Source organism: Azonexus sp. (genome assembly GCF_041909095.1).
Lineage (GTDB): Bacteria > Pseudomonadota > Gammaproteobacteria > Burkholderiales > Rhodocyclaceae > Azonexus.
Genome location: NZ_JAYREB010000004.1, coordinates 101961 through 117085 on the forward strand (window position 1 = coordinate 101961; position 15125 = coordinate 117085).

12 protein-coding genes and 1 CRISPR repeat array (1 of these 13 only partly in view) are annotated in these 15125 nt (G+C 60.1%); of the genes, 11 read left to right on the plus strand and 1 reads right to left on the minus strand.

Annotated features, from left to right (window positions below; translation table 11 throughout):
• The first annotated feature begins 208 nt into the window (after positions 1 to 208).
• Together ACE3OV_RS10050 and csm6 are read left to right on the plus strand one after the other, a co-directional pair.
• Positions 209 to 2011 (plus strand): recombinase family protein, encoded by a 1803-nt coding sequence (locus tag ACE3OV_RS10050; protein WP_374326912.1) that lies wholly within the window; start codon positions 209 to 211, stop codon positions 2009 to 2011.
• Between the two features lie 636 nt (positions 2012 to 2647).
• Positions 2648 to 3769, plus strand: a complete 1122-nt coding sequence (csm6, locus tag ACE3OV_RS10055) for a CRISPR-associated ring nuclease Csm6 (RefSeq protein WP_374326913.1) — start codon at positions 2648 to 2650, stop codon at positions 3767 to 3769.
• Here csm6 and csx16 read toward each other — a convergent pair.
• Positions 3766 to 5340 (minus strand): CRISPR-associated protein Csx16, encoded by a 1575-nt coding sequence (gene csx16, locus ACE3OV_RS10060; protein WP_374326914.1) that lies wholly within the window; start codon positions 5338 to 5340, stop codon positions 3766 to 3768. The genes csm6 and csx16 overlap by 4 nt on opposite strands.
• Positions 5341 to 5501: 161 nt before the next feature.
• On the opposite strand from csx16, the gene cmr1 reads away from it, so the two are divergent.
• The 9 genes from cmr1 (at position 5502) to cas2 (ACE3OV_RS10105) (ending at position 14819) form a co-directional block, all read left to right on the plus strand.
• Positions 5502 to 6803: a type III-B CRISPR module RAMP protein Cmr1 gene (gene cmr1, locus ACE3OV_RS10065; protein ID WP_374326915.1), complete on the plus strand. Its 1302-nt coding sequence runs from the start codon at positions 5502 to 5504 to the stop codon at positions 6801 to 6803.
• Positions 6803 to 8629, plus strand: a complete 1827-nt coding sequence (gene cas10, locus ACE3OV_RS10070; protein ID WP_374326916.1) for a type III-B CRISPR-associated protein Cas10/Cmr2 — start codon at positions 6803 to 6805, stop codon at positions 8627 to 8629. Before cmr1 ends, cas10 begins: the two co-directional genes overlap by 1 nt.
• Positions 8626 to 9726 (plus strand): type III-B CRISPR module-associated Cmr3 family protein, encoded by a 1101-nt coding sequence (locus ACE3OV_RS10075; RefSeq protein ID WP_374326917.1) that lies wholly within the window; start codon positions 8626 to 8628, stop codon positions 9724 to 9726. Before cas10 ends, ACE3OV_RS10075 begins: the two co-directional genes overlap by 4 nt.
• A gap of 20 nt (positions 9727 to 9746) precedes the next feature.
• Positions 9747 to 10625, plus strand: a complete 879-nt coding sequence (cmr4, locus tag ACE3OV_RS10080) for a type III-B CRISPR module RAMP protein Cmr4 (protein ID WP_374326918.1) — start codon at positions 9747 to 9749, stop codon at positions 10623 to 10625.
• A complete protein-coding gene (gene cmr5, locus ACE3OV_RS10085) occupies positions 10619 to 11011 on the plus strand; it encodes a type III-B CRISPR module-associated protein Cmr5 (RefSeq protein WP_374326919.1) in 393 nt (130 codons plus the stop codon). Before cmr4 ends, cmr5 begins: the two co-directional genes overlap by 7 nt.
• Entirely contained in the window at positions 11008 to 12057 is a 1050-nt protein-coding gene (gene cmr6, locus ACE3OV_RS10090) for a type III-B CRISPR module RAMP protein Cmr6 (RefSeq protein ID WP_374326920.1), read from the plus strand. Before cmr5 ends, cmr6 begins: the two co-directional genes overlap by 4 nt.
• Before the next feature lie 77 nt (positions 12058 to 12134).
• Entirely contained in the window at positions 12135 to 14237 is a 2103-nt protein-coding gene (gene cas1 / locus ACE3OV_RS10095; RefSeq protein ID WP_374326921.1) for a CRISPR-associated endonuclease Cas1, read from the plus strand.
• Entirely contained in the window at positions 14234 to 14518 is a 285-nt protein-coding gene (gene cas2 / locus ACE3OV_RS10100) for a CRISPR-associated endonuclease Cas2 (RefSeq protein WP_374326922.1), read from the plus strand. The genes cas1 and cas2 (ACE3OV_RS10100) overlap by 4 nt, the downstream gene beginning before the upstream one ends.
• 1 nt (position 14519) lies before the next feature.
• On the plus strand, positions 14520 to 14819 hold the full coding sequence (gene cas2 / locus ACE3OV_RS10105) for a CRISPR-associated endonuclease Cas2 (RefSeq protein ID WP_374326923.1): 300 nt from the start codon (positions 14520 to 14522) through the stop codon (positions 14817 to 14819).
• Between the two features lie 184 nt (positions 14820 to 15003).
• Positions 15004 to 15125: a CRISPR direct-repeat array (repeat unit 36 nt; unit sequence GCTTTATTGACCGGGTTTCACGAACGGGATTAAGAC); it runs 468 nt beyond the window's last position.

The window sequence follows — 15125 nt, forward strand, 5'->3', positions numbered from 1 at the left end:
GGCTTAGTAGGCCCATGGTGGGCGTAGCCCGCCGCATTCGATGGTGAACCACCTCTGGCGGAAGTTCGACGGGGCCGCGTGGGGTGTAGGTGGCGAACGTGATTCGCAATAGGACAAGGTATATGGCGCTTATTTCTGAGGTAGAAGATTTGGTGAAGGTATTGGCTGACATTGCTCTCCGTCTCACTCCTAATCGCGAGAACGAAAAATGCATATCGCACAAAAAACAAGGCCTGATGCGCCTAAACCAGGCATCATTGCCCAAAACGTCGCCGCTACCTACAAAGCGTCGATAATCTCATCCCCGGGAGTCGTCCTGAGGATTGCCGTTTATGCGAGGTATTCAACTGACGGTCAGAAGGAAACTTCGATTGATGATCAGATTCGGTGTTGCGCCGAAACTGCAGAACGCTACGGTCTGTCGCTATCTGAAGATCTTGTCTTCGCAGACGATGCCATCACCGGTACCGCGAAGGCGACGCACAAACGTGAGCAGTATCACGCGCTGCGCCTAGCTGTTCGCTCGGGTGATGTCAATGTAATCATTTGCGATCAACAATGTCGCTTGGCACGAAGCGCCAAAGAGGCGCTGGAGTTCTTTGAAGAGCTGAAGGCGCATGGTGTGCGCCTGCTGACGGCAGATGGTTTCGATTCTGAACAAGCGACGGCACAACTACTCTTTGGTATCAAGTCTGTGTTCGCCGAGTTTTTTATCGACGAGACCCGCCACCGTGTTTGTCGTGGCATGTTAGGCGAGTTTGAACGCGGCGCAATGGTTACTGCAGTGCCGTATGGCTACAAAGTTGATGTCGTGCGCAGTGCGGATGAAGGACGCTGTGTGTGGGCTGTCAATGAGGCGCAGGCTGATGTGGTTCGCGAAGTATTCCGCTTGCGCAAGGAGGGCATGAGTCTTAACCAGATTGCAGCCGTCCTGAACTTGAAAGGTGAGGCGACGCCTAACAAAGGAAAATATTGGGGGGCCAGCGCGATCCAGCGGCTTCTAAAGAACTCCATATATAAAGGTTATTACGTCGTCAATTTCAGTGCGGAGAAAGGCAGGCAACGTCCGGATGGACAGCGACTGATGAGCGAACTGGCTTTGGTGAGTTCGGCAGACTGGAATCTCTGTCAATCGAGGGGGATGCATAGTTCTTCCTGTCCACAGGATTCACAGCTTGGAATGCCGCGACAAGGAGCTCGCGCGAGCTATGGCAGCGGTAAACATCCACTAGCCGGGGTCATTCGCTGCGGTACTTGCGATGCATATCTGTCTCGCCATGGCGCAAAGAGTGATACCGGAACCATGCACTGTAGTCAGTGCGATCAGGCGACACGCGTCGGTGTGCCCGGTCGTCAGCCTCTGTATATTTCGGTCAAAGGCGTGAGGCAGATGCTTAACTGGTTGCTGCAGAAAGTGGTCACCGGAGAGGCTGTCGAGCGTTATCGCGACTGCTTGCGGCAGCGATTGGACGGTGGGCGTGAGGCAGAACTTTTGGCGGCACGATCTGCGCTTGATCGTGCTGAACGATCGCGTGAACGTTTTGGTCGATTGCTGCGCCAGATTGGTGAGGACGATCCTGTTCTCGAAAAAGGCTTCTTGAAAGCACGCGAGGATGTTCTGACCCTGGAGCGCAAGGTGCAGGAACTGGAGCATGGGCTGCAACAGATGAACCAGGATGTCATCCGCAGGCAGCTTGACATCGATCTGTCTCAGGTCGTTGAAGCATTCTTGTCAGACCAGCAGGCGCCTGAACGAACGCGATTTCTTCTTAACCGGATATTTCCGTCCATCGTGCTTGAAGGGAAAATCGACCGGTTTACGGCTATTTTCCGTGTCGAGGTCAAACTTGGTGCAATTTTGGCCGAGGCTTCCGGGACGGACGAGCTTGCTAGCGATAACGAGATACTCTGGGTACGCCTGCGTACTTCGGGGCCAAAGCATCCGACTTGGTCCGTTGAAGAAATTACTGCTGCCGAAGCTGATGCTATGCGGCATTCTCTTGGTCACTGATTTCCGCAATCGAGTGCCAGCACAGGATTGTTTGCCGTGCTGGCATTTATTACCCCTAAATTATCTCGTCCGGATCGCCTGACGAGACAAATTGGGGTTTAAGCTCTTGGCCCTGACGAAATGGGGTTTTATCGAAGATATGCTTGCTGCGAGGTGCGCGATCGCGAAATTGCGTTCTGCCGACCTCCTGATCGTATTCAGCTTGACTGGCTCGGATTCAACCGCAAGATACATTCACCGACAAGGGGGCGGGCGCAAGCATCTGATTGCAGCCACCGATCAGTGCAGTTCCGATTGCGAACTGCTCGGTCAAGGGCGGAGGTGGAGGACTTCACTGCGTAATGCCTGATCGAGTTGCCATGTTTTCATCGATCATTTGAAATGACGGCACGACGCAGCTACTTTTCGTGCTGCGGTTCCCTAGCTAAAGCCTTTTCACATGCTGATCATGCAGATTGCCTGCAATGATGGACACTCCCCGGCCCGATTGCTATCCGGCGGCCAACACAGGCAACAGTGCATGCACGATATGAAGTATCCCCGGGATGCGATCTGCGTTGCAAATTTGCGTTGTGGCGGATCAGCAGGCCAATGCGGCACGATCGTCCTGTGATCTCTCCACATGAAGGAACTGTCATGAATAACCGGATTCTGATTGCAGTATCGGGCCTCTCTCCGCAAATACTGACTGAAACTCTTTATGCCCTGGCGGTTAAGGCTGAGCAAAAGTGGATTCCGGACGAAATACACCTGATCACGACCTCGCGGGGCAAGGAGCATGCCGCGCTGAATCTTCTTTCTGGAAGGGGGGGGTTTCACCAGTTGTGTCGTGACTACAAGCTGCCGGCCATTGCGTTCGACGCGGAGCGCCACATTCATCTCATCGAGGACGCAGCGGGACGCCCGCTTGAAGACATTCGCACCCCCGAGGACAACGAAGCCGCTGCCGACACGATCACGAAGTGGATCCGGGAACTCACTCAGGATGAAAACTCGGAAGTACATGTATCAATTGCCGGTGGCCGCAAGACCATGGGGTATTACGCCGGCTATGCCCTGTCGCTGTTCGGTCGAGACCAGGACAGGCTCTCCCACGTCCTTGCGTCGGCGCCCTATGAGTCGCATCGCGAATTCTTTTATCCGACCCCTTACGAGCATGTAATCCACACCGACGGGCCGGACAAGCGCACGGTTGATTGCCGGCAGGCCGAAGTCTGGCTTGCCGACATCCCCTTCGTACGGCTGCGGGATGGCGTACAGGCGCCATTGTTGAGCGGAGATGCCTCTTTCTCGGCAACAGTGAAGGCGGTATTGCGCCCGCTGCCGACGAAACTTACTTTCGTGCCGGCCAAGAGAACCGTGATCTTTGGCGACAAGGCCGTAAAGCTCACCGACGCCCCCTACGGCCTCTACGCATGGATGGCACGGCGGTGCAAGGAAGGACTGCCGCCGCTGGTCATCAACAGAAAAGGTGCCGCCGGCAAGGATCTGGAGATGCTGCTGGACGAGTACCGGCGACTTGATCCACAACTCCTGGGCAAGCTGGCTCAGGTGGAACGTGCACTGGCCACGGGCATTGAATCGGGATGGTTCTCGCCAATCAGAAGCAATCTGCACAAGAAACTGACCAGTGCACTAGGTTCCAGGCTGGCCGAGGGCTACTTTATCCAGAGGCTTCCCGGCTCGGTGGGAAAGAGCCCATACGCTCTCCGGCTTGCTCCGGAGAGCATTGATATGGGCGACGAAAGCTCGCGCTAATGCTTGCCCATCCAGCGCTGGATTTCCTTCTTCAGTCTGCCAAGCGAATGCGCTTCGATCACCTGGATTCCATAGGCATCAGCGCGGCGCCTTGCTTTTTCGTCCAGTGGCTTGGCAGAAATGAGCATGGACTTGCCGAACAGCCCTCGTGCATGGGTACCCAGCGCGTCGAGCTTATTAAATATTTCCTGCTTGGCCGATCCACCTTTCCAGTCAATCGTCTTGCATTCGGCAATAAGGAGGCGATTGTCATGAAGGACGACGAGGTCGAGTTCGTTGTCCGAGGCGTCGTCGCTGCTCGAATTTTCGGATTTGTCGAGAAAGCTGACGGTGACATTTGCCTTGAAATCATCCGGCAGGCAGTCGCGGGCAACCGCCCAAGCCCACTCTTCAATCCAGCCGCCAGTCAGATATTGCATTGCCTCCGCCCCGGCAAATGCATAGTCACCAAGCTCTGTTTTCAACAGCATGCCTGCACTGACCAGCCTGTCGCAGAATGCTGCCTCCCTGTCCGTCAGCTTCGGGATGGCTCTCACGGGCAATGCTTTGTCCAGCTTCGCCTTCTTTTGGGGTTCAGGTTCATGCTTGCCCATTTTTGGACCAAAAATATCTCTCAGGGCTTTCTGCGCAGCATCGTTGAACTTGCTCAAGGTGTGTCCTCGATGGGCCAACAGCAATTCAGTGACCGAAAAACGCGCATCAACCGTATTGGCGTAGCCCTTCTTGTCACTGGCCGCCTTTTCGATCGTGTATCCCTGACAGTACAGGTAATCCTCGATACGGGTGATCTGGCTGCCAATGGGCTCTGCTTCGCGCGGCTGCGTATCCATGAACCTTATGCATGCCCCGTTCTGCGAGTCGGTATAAATCACCTCGAAGCCGTGAAACTCCAGGAGAAATGCCGACGAGAGAATCTTGGTGCCCCCCGTGGCGTTTACGGTCAACGTGTGGCCCGGGTATTTGTCCAACAATGTTTCCCGAACTTTCCTGGCCGCGGCGCGGGCAATCGCAAAGTCGGTGCTGGAAGCGGGATTGATCGTCCGGCAACTGACCCGGGTTTCGTTGTAGCCAAAACGAAGCAGCGCGTTGCCCAGCTTCTTTCGGCCGGCCTCCACCTTGTCCGTGCTGATCAATTCCACGTGCGCCGGGCGGCGTTTGAGAACAGGCAAGAGGTTGGCCAGATACTGTTCGGAAACGATGCAGACATGAACACCCTCGCCGGCGGCGGGGCGCAACCGTGTGGACTGGGCGGCAATATCGCCGGTGGACGGCAGGACCAGAAACTCCCTGCAAGTCGCCCCAAAGGCCTCCATTTCGGCCGCCGACAACTCCGTGCCACGCCGATGGGCCGGGACATCCATCGCCAAGTGCAGATAATGCGCACCGCGCGCGCAGATCTCCGCCACCAGATGAACTGGCAGGGTGCCGATCACGTAGTCATCCATGGCAACCTGTTCGGGGCGAATTTCGCTGACGAGATTCACCGCATATGCGCCATCATCAAGAATTCCTTTTTGTTTTGCCCAGTCATAAGCCCCCTCGTGGCGGGTCACAAACCAAACGGACGGCATGTATGCTCTCCTCGTAACACGTTGGAAAATACGTTCAAAAAGATTGGCGGTGTCGAACGGGGGCCTACGCGGGGCCCAGCCATCGGATCAATACAACTGACTGCGATACGCGGCGACCAGTACTATACGCACGGCATCACAGAAGCCAAGGGGAAATACGCATGAGACTATCCAGCGCGCCGCCGCCGAGCGCATTGATCGACCAGATTGAAACCTTGCCCACTGACGAGCCGAATTGGCTTTCCCAAGCCTATCGTTGCCGATTGATCACGCCGCTGTATGGTGGTGGCGTGAAACCGGGTGAAGTGGATCCGGAAATGCCAATCCGCGCCAGCGCCATACGCGGCCAATTGCGCTTCTGGTGGCGGCTACTCTCCGCCCGGAGCCTGAGCGCTAGCGAAATGCTCCAACGTGAAGAGGCGATCTGGGGTGGCGCGGGCAACGATCAGCCGACCGCCAGCAAGGTCAAAGTGCATGTCAGCGACTTTGATGCCCCCCGTCTGGAGGCTGCCCACAGCTACCCTCCCAATCCACAAAAAGCGGGGCAAATGAAGTCGTGGCCAGAGATTGGCCACTGGGCCAGTGGATATGCCCTGTTTCCCGCTCAAGGCAAGCTAATGACAGGCAATCGGGAATTTGAAAACAAGCCTAGGGAGTTGGCGCGCGAAGGGCTGACTTTCGTGCTGAATCTGGCAACCAGTAAGCGCCTCAGCACCGAAGAGCAAGTCGAAGTCCAGACCGCACTCCGCTGGTGGGCCTCGTTTGGTGGAATCGGTGCGCGTACGCGCCGGGGACTGGGCGCGGTTCACATCGAATCTTTGCCCCCGGTATTGCCGGAAGAGGTAAGGGAATTGGGCGGCATGTTCGAATGTCAGCAGGCGACCAAGGACCCACAAACCGCCTGGAAGCGCTCCGTTGATCGACTTCGCCACTTTAGGCAGGGCGAACTCGTCGGCCGAAACAAGAAGGCGGCCGACTCGCAGAGTCCTGCCGGCCGGAGCTTATGGCCTGAAGCAGATGCGCTGCGGGCTCTGAGCGGGGAGTCCTCTGCCCGACATGCGGCAAGGATCGTTCATGCCGACGCTTTTCCGCGAGCCGCCTTCGGCTTGCCGATAGTTTTCCACTTCAACAATCCCAAGAACGACAGTTCCAGGGAGCCGAGGGACCACGTGCTCGAACCCCACGACATTTCACGCGATCACAAACGTGATCGCATGGCCAGCCCGCTGATTCTGCGGCCTTACTGGAACGGGAGAGAATGGCTGCCCGCAGCCCTCCTGCTGCCCGGTTGGCGCGCGGCCCTCAGGGTGGATCTCAAGTTCAAGGGGCAACAGTACATTCCGCAACGTTGGCCTGATGATCAGGGAGCGCAGAAAGCATTGAGTAGCCGGATACGCCCCATGCTGGATCGAGGCACTGACCCGCTCTCGGCATTCATGGCCTTTTTCGCGGAGGGCAAGTAATGGCGAGCTATCTGCTTACCATCTCCCTAGGTCCCGTACAAAGCCTGATCGGCGCCGCTCGGCGCACACGCGACCTGTGGTGCGGATCCTGGCTGCTGAACGAAGCTGCGAAAGCTGCCGCTGCGGTGTTCCAGACGGCCCAACCCGGCTGCCTGATCTTCCCTTGCCCGACAACTCCCAGCGAACTCGAAATTCAGGACCATTGGCATGACGACGACGCCAACATCGCAAATATCATCCGCGCCCAGATGGAATTGCCGGATGATGGCGCCGTGCGTGCCCTCTGCGAGAAAGCCCGGGGGGCGGCAAGCGACCGCCTGGCGGCGTTGTGCGAACAGGCCAGAGCAAGACTTCCGCAACTGCCGTTCCACGAGACGCTGTGGGCCGCCCAAAAGCATGACATGCTCGAGACCTTCACCGCCTGGGTGAGAATCGGCGACACCGACACCGACACCGACACCGCCTACGCGGACGCCTCCAGACGCCTTGGCGAACTGCTCGCCGCCCGCAAAACCACCCGCGATTTCCTGCCCGCCGCTTCCACCTCAGACGGCCCCGGGTTTGGGGTGCCGAAGTCCTCGCTCGACGGAGCCCGCGAATCCGTCATCAACCTCCCGCGCAGGGAGCGGGAAGGCCGGCGTTACAAGACCGCTCTGCGCAAACTCGGGATGAATCAGGGCGAAGAACTCGATGCGCTAGCGTTAGCCAAACGCATGGCCGGCGACATCGACCAGTTCACCGCCTACTCTCGTATTGCCGCCGATCCGTGGCTGCAAGCGCTCTCCCTGCAACAGCTCAAGGCGCTCGGCGATGCCTACGAGCCGCTGGTGTCTCTCGACCTGGCGACGCGTGTCAAGGGCAATGGCGGCATCTTCGACGCTCTTGCGTTTGACGCGCAGTTGGTCTTCGCCTTCCGCTTGGACAACGCGCTGGCTGCCAACGACATGGATCCGGAAGACCGCCAGGCGCTTGAGGCATTACGCAAGTCCCTTGGCGCGATCAAGGAGAAACCCGTACCCTACGCCGTAATCCTCAAGGCTGATGGCGACAGGATGGGAGAGCTGCTGAGCCAGGCCGCCAGCGCCGAGGAATCGCGCGCCATTTCCCGCGCCCTGCACAGCTTCGCCAAATCGGTGCGCTGCATCGTCCGTCGGCACCGCGGGCATGCCGTCTACGCTGGGGGCGACGACGTACTGGCCATGCTGCCCTTGGAAAACGCCGTCGCTTGCGCGCAGGAACTCGCCACAACGTTCCAGCAAACCATGCGTGAGGCTGCCGTAAAGCTCAGCCAACCGCCGGAGCACTTCCCCACACTCTCCGTTGGCCTGGGTATTGGCCACTTGGTCGAACCACTCGGCACCCTGCGGGCACGCGCCGATGCCGCTGAAAGCTTGGCCAAGGGCAATCGCACGGAACGGCCGCGCAACGCGCTGGCGATCCAGTTGGGGATTCGCTCCGGCGGCGAACACACCTGGCGGGGATGCTGGGACGACGCGGCAGGACTCGCCGCCCTTGCTCGCTTCTGCGTGGAATACCGCAACCTCTGCTGCCCTTCGCGGCTGGGGTACGAGTTGCGCAGCGTTGTCCAGCGGCTGGCCTGGGTTCAATGCACGCAGGAAAAGCTCCCCGGCATTCATGAGGCCGAACTGGTGCGCAGCCTCAGCCGTGCCCGAAAACAGGGAGGCCAGGAGTCCCTTTCAGATGACTTTGCGAGTTTCCTACTGACGCGCGCGCAAACCGTCGGCCTCTCCCAGCTTGCCGACGAACTCATCATCACCCGCTGGCTGGCTGCCCGTACCCAGTCGGATATCGGAGCGCTCGAATGACAGTCCTGCACACCTATCTGATCGAACCCAAGGCACCGCTGGTCATACGCAGCGGGCGCCCTTTCGACGAGCAGTCCGGCGCCGATCCGGCACGATTCCCGCCGCCCTCGACCTTGGCCGGCGCCCTCCGTACGGCCCATGCGGAGAGCTGCGGCAAACCCTTCGGCCCGGAGCTCGCGCAACTGGCGGTGGCCGGTCCGCTGCCGGTGTGTCTGGCCAGCCAGCGCCTACTGGTGCCCAAGCCGGCCGACGCCCTGTATTTCTCGATGCCCGACAAATCTGCCGTCGTTCTTGAACGGGCTGCGCCGGGCCGCCTGGCCGAAGGCGAATGCTGCGACTTGCCAGCAGGGCTTCAGCCTGTACGGCTCGTCAACAACGTGAAAGGCAAACCCGCGCCAGGGCCACGCTGGTGGTCGTTTTCCGATCTACTGGCTTGGCGCGACTTCAGTCAGCCGCCGCCCTCCCCGGCGCAAATCAGGGAGAATGGCTGGATGCCGCCCGCGGATGAAATTCGCACCCATGTTGGCATCGCCCCCGCCAGCCAGGCTGCGGCCAGCGGCAAGCTGTTCCAGACCGCAGGGCTGCATTTCTGGCATCGGATAGCTGTCAGCGACGGCGTTCCGATCAACCCCGTCGGGCTGATCGGACAGATTGCCGGAGAAATCACGCCCGGCCTCATTACGCTTGGCGGTGAGCGCCGCCTGTCCGCCATCACGCCGGCGCCAGCTAGTTTGTGGCCCGCCATGCCGGATGACCTGTGCGCCAGGATCCGCGCTGCCGGCGGCCTCAGCCTGACCCTGCTGACGCCGGCCCTCTTTGCCCGTGGCTGGCAACCGCCCGAATATCCTGGACTGAAGCTGGCCGCCGCGGCGCTCGAGCGCTGGCAACCCCATTCCGGCTGGGATTTGGCGCAGCGGAAGCCACGCGCCGGTCGCAAGCTGGTGCCTGCCGGTGCTGTCTACTGGTACACGCTCACCACCGACATTGGCGACGAGGCGCTCGCCGCCCTCTGGATGACGCCACTGTCCGACGACAAACAGGACCGTCGCGATGGTTTCGGCATGGTCCTGCCGCAGCCTTGGACGCCACTGCCCTGACTTTCTGAAAGGAACCCACAATGAAACCACAGCTTTTCCATCTGCACGCACTCTCGGCGCTCCACTGTGGCGCAGGCCAATCGGCCGGCATCGTCGACCTGCCCATCGCCCGCGACCGTGCCAGCAATCTCCCGCTCGTCCCCGGCTCATCACTGCGCGGCGTGCTGCGTGCCGAGATCGAGAACACGCCAGAACGCGACGCCCTGGCCAAGACCCTTTTCGGCCCGCGCAGCATCGGCGAAGCGGACGAGGCCCATGCCGGCGCGCTGGCCATGGGCGATGCCCACCTGCTGCTGCTGCCCATTCGTGCGCTGGCCGGCATTGTCGCCTATGCAACCTGCCCCTTCATCCTCAAGCGCTACGCCAAGGATCTCCCGCAAGCGCCGGCCATACCGGAAGTTGGCGAAACCCGGGCACATTCGGTACAGGACAACGTCAATACCATCAGTGGAAAGGTCATTCTCGAGGACCTCGACCTCGACGCGAAGCAATGCCCCGACGCCGCAGCCTGGGCTGCCCGCATCGCGGCGGCCGTGTTTGACAACGACACAGCGGCACAAAAGGATTTGCAGGACCGGTTTCTCATCCTTTCCGATACTGTCTTTTCCTTTCTTGCCGAAACCGCCACCGAAATCCGGGCCCGCATCAGGATCGATCCGCAGACTGGCATCGTGGCCAACGGCGCCCTGTGGTACGAGGAAAACTTGCCGGCCGAGAGCATCCTGTGGGGGATTTATGCCTTCTCCGATTCGCGGGTGAAAGGCGAAACCCAGAGCGCCGATCAACTCGCCAGCAGTTTTTCCGCAACGCTGGGCATCACTCCGCTCTTGCAATTGGGTGGCAAGGCCGGTGTCGGGCGCGGGATTACGCGCTTTCTCGCGGGAGGTGGCCAATGCTGATACGTAGCCATCTCGTCGCGCAAGCTGCCTATGAAAAAGTACGGGTGAGAGGCCAGGAGAAGGAACTCGCCAAGAAATACGGCGCCTTGTCCCTCAGCCTGCCGGCCATGATCCTGCAAAACGGACTCGCTCAGGCGACCGGCTTCCTGCTTGCCAAGGGCAAGGCAGAACACCTTGCCCTGCTCGATGATCTCGCGGACGTGCTGCAAAAATCCGGGGCAAAATCTTGTGAAAGCGGTCCAGCCTTTCATCAGGCCGTCATCGATGCCGATGTCGCGCAGACGATGCTGCTCACCCGCCGCAGCCTGGAGGCCAGCGGCTGGATCAAGCGCTATGTGCAAGGGCTACTGAAAACAGGCGAAGACGACGAAAGGGAAACGCGATGACCCAACTTGCCCGCGCCGCTCTCAAGCCGCTCTACAGGGCCGCCAACAGCGCCCATCCCGGACTGCTTCTGCAGCGCGGCTGGACCGACTTCGTCAGGACAGATGCCCAGAATGCCGGCAGCACCGGCAAGACAGAACACATTGAACGTATCTGCAGGATTCCCGCGCCGGGCTTCTACGAACGCGCGTACGACCGCTGGCTCGCGGCCACCGGCAAAAGCACCCGCTTCAGTCGCCTGATCATGAACGTGGAAGGGCGCCTGCTCATCGGGCTGAGCAGTGGTAGCTCCCTGGAAACCGGATGCACCGTTGCGCACACGCACGGCATGCCAATGCTGCCCGGTTCCAGCATCAAGGGCGTGGTGCGCGCCTGGGCCGAAAGCAACATGCCGGACTGGCAAAGCCAGTTCAACGAGCTTTTCGGCACGCACGAGCTTTCCGGCCTCATCGCCTTTCACGATGCTTGGTGGGTGCCCGACAGCGGCGCTGCCGGGCACAAGAACGCCCCCTTCGTCGCCGACATCGTCACGCCTCACCACCCCGATTACTATGCCGGCAAAGGCCCGGCAACCGACCTTGATAGCCCCGTTCCCAACAGTCTTCTCGGTGTGCGCGGCAGCTTCCTGTTCGTCCTTGAGGGGGATAAGGGCTGGCGCGAACTGGCAGCCAGGATGTTGGCGAGAGCCCTGGCGCAGCGCGGCATCGGCGCCAAGACCTCCGCTGGGTACGGCCGCCTGGTGCTCGACCGGGAGGCCAATTCGCGCCTCGACAACCTGGCAAGACAAGCAATGATCGCGGCCCTGTCGCCGGAAGAGCGCTATCAAGAGGAAATTGCCGGCATGACGGAGAAGAAGGTCGCCGAAGCTTTTGGTACCGATCTCAATGCAACCCGGGAGCGTCTTGGCGACGATTTCCCGCTTTATGCCCGGATCGCGCAAGATCTCCACCGGGGCTTGATCGACAGTTGGCAAGGTGAAACCAAGAAGACCAACAAGGCGCGTTTCAGAACCTACCGTTTCTTCAATGGAGGTCCGCTCGAGCACTGAGGTCCTCCCGTTTTCGTCACCCCCAACGCAAATTTGCAAATGGCGTAATCGACAAGTTCAACACGCATCATGCGGGCATGAGCCTCCTCGACCTTGCCCTCACCGATCAAAATCTGCTTGCTGCGTGGCAGCGCGTCTGCGACAACGATGGCGCACCGGGCGGAGACGGCATCACGCTTGAGGCCTTCGGCGCCAATCTCACGCAACGGCTGGCCGTACTGCGTGCCCAGGTACGCGACGGGCGCTACGTTACCCAGCCACTGCTGCGCATCGCCCTTGAACGGCCAGGCAAGACGCCGCGTCTGCTCGGCATTCCCGCCGTGCGCGACCGCGTGCTGCAAAGCGCCTTTACCCTGGTGCTCACGCCGCTCATCGATCCACGCTTTGCCGAAGCCAGTTTCGGCTACCGGCCGGGGCGCTCGGTCGCTCAGGCAGTGCAACGCGTCATCGATGGCCGTGACAAAGGATTGCAGTGGGTGGTCGACGCAGACATCAGCAGCTATTTCGACACCGTCGCCCACGAAAGCCTGCTGAAGCGTCTTGTACCATATCTGCCCGACGCCAGCCTGCTGCCCATCATTGAGCAATGGCTGGCGGCCCCGGTCAAGACGGCGGAAGGCATGGAAAAACGGAGCCAGGGGCTGCCGCAAGGCTCGCCAATTTCGCCGCTGTTCGCCAACCTCTACCTCAATCCGCTCGACGAATTGCTGACTGCCAATCCGGACTGGTGGCTGGTGCGTTATGCCGATGATTTCGTCATTCTCACGCCGGGTCTGGACGAGGCGGAACAAGCCTTGGAACGAAGCGGCCAGTGGCTTGAGCAAGCTGGATTGGAACTTAACTTTGACAAGACCCGCATCGCCAGTTTCGCTCTTGGCTTTGATTTTCTCGGCGTGCACTTTCAGGACACTCGGCAGTGGGCCATCGATCCGCATGCCGCGCCGTGGGTTTTGCCGCGCCATTTGCGCCCAGTCATCGTCGCCCGATCTCATCCTGGAAAACGCGACAAGCAGGCACGGCAACATGCGTCGCCCAAATGCCCTTCGACCTCAACGACGCCACCACGCCGGCAAGCGGCAAGCCCTCTGACCGCGCCATCGGCCGACGACTCGCCGCGCCCCTTCACCTCTCGGGTCAGCGCGGCCAACAGCATTAGCATGGATACGGAAGCACCTCCCCTGCTGCGAACGCTCTACCTTGCCGAACCGGGGGCCTATCTGCATCGTCAGGGCGAACGCATCGTCGTCTCGCAGGCCGAGAAGGAACTACTCTCGGTGCCAGTGGAGAAGATTGACCAAGTTTATGTTACCGGCGAAGGCGCCATCAGTTTTGGCGCCTTGCGCTGGCTTCTCCGCCGGCAGGTTGCCATCCTCGTTGCTGACCAGGCCGGCGAACCGCAGGGCGCTTTTCGGGATGAAACAGGCGGCCAGGTTGCGCTGCGCCGGCAACAATGGCAACGTCTGGCAGAGCCGGAGTTCATCCTGGCTGCAGCCCGCAGCATCGTCGTCGCCAAGATTGCCAACGGCCGGCTCATCCTGCGTCGCTACTATCGCTATCGCCCGGGCAAGACCAACCCATACGACGACAATCTGGCCGAGCTGCAAAATGCCGCAAGCAAGGCGGCTACACTCGATGCCGTTCGGGGCCACGAAGGAGCCGCAGCGCGCACACACTTTGCGGCCTTGCGAGAGTTGCTGGCCCCGCAATGGCAATTCAACGGACGCAGCCGACGCGCGCCCGGCGATCCGGTCAATGCCCTGCTCTCCTACGGCTACGGCATCCTCTACCATACGATGCTGAATCTCATTGTGCGGCGGGGGCTCGACCCACACAGCGCCAGCCTGCATGCGGAGCGCCAGGGGCATGCCGCCCTGGCCAGCGACCTCATGGAGGAGTTCCGTCCTTTGGTTGTCGATGCGCTCGTCCTCAAACTGCTGCTGAGTGGTAGAGCCATTGCCACCGATTTCGAATACGGCCACGAGGATTACCCCGTGCGCATCGGCCACAGCTTGCGCAAGCGCTTCATCGGCGAAATCGAAGGCAAGCTCAGCAGTCCGCTGACGCACCCTCGCACCGGCAAGACCACCGACTACCGGCGCTGCATGTTGTGGCAGGTGGCACACTGGAGCGACGTCGTCACCGGCGCTTGTGCTGCCTACGAACCTTTGGTGCTGCGATGAGCCGCCTGTGGATCATCTCCTACGACATTGCTGATGACCGGCGCCGCCGGTTGCTGGCCAACCTGCTCGGTACCCACGCCGAGCGCGTCCAGGAGAGCCTCTTCGAGGGCTGGCTTGCCCCCGCGGAAGTGCAACGCATCGAACGGGAAATTGCAGGCCTCATTGACCCGAACTGCGACACGGTCCGCCTCTACCCGATCAGCGGTCCCGAAACAGGAAGGCGCAACACCTTGGGCGCGATGCCGGCGAGCACGCCCGCCCCTGCCTTTTGGGTGTGCTGACATGACACATCCCGTAACCGACGAACTGACCGTGGTCTGCTTTGATATCGGCAGTGATCGCCGCCGCTACCGCGTGGTCCGCATTCTCAAGGGCTATGGTGTACGGGTTCAGGAGAGCGTGTTCGAGTGCTGGCTGCTTCCGATGCAGTTGCGCCAACTGCAGGCGCGACTGCAGCCAGTGATTAACTCGGACGAAGATCGCATCGCGTTTTACCGCCTCACCCAGAAAGATGTAGACTCGGCCAAGATGCTGGGTCGGGGCAAGCAGCCCAGCAGCAATCCGAGCAGTTATTGCGTATGAGGCGATCGCGTCGCCTGATGTGCGGTGTTTTCATTTGTCATTTTTCGCAACTGGCGCAGCACGTTGATTTCTAGTGATATATGGAGGAAGGGAGGATGTTCTGCCAACAAATGGCGCGCACTTGTCGCAATAGCGCCGCTGAACAGGGCGCAATGCCTTGTGGTCAGCATGATCTGGAGGATGGGCTTTATTGACCGGGTTTCACGAACGGGATTAAGACGCAACAACATCTTTTGACGCTTCCGCCACTTCCGCTTTATTGACCGGGTTTCACGAACGGGATTAAGACATCATTCAGCATTTCTG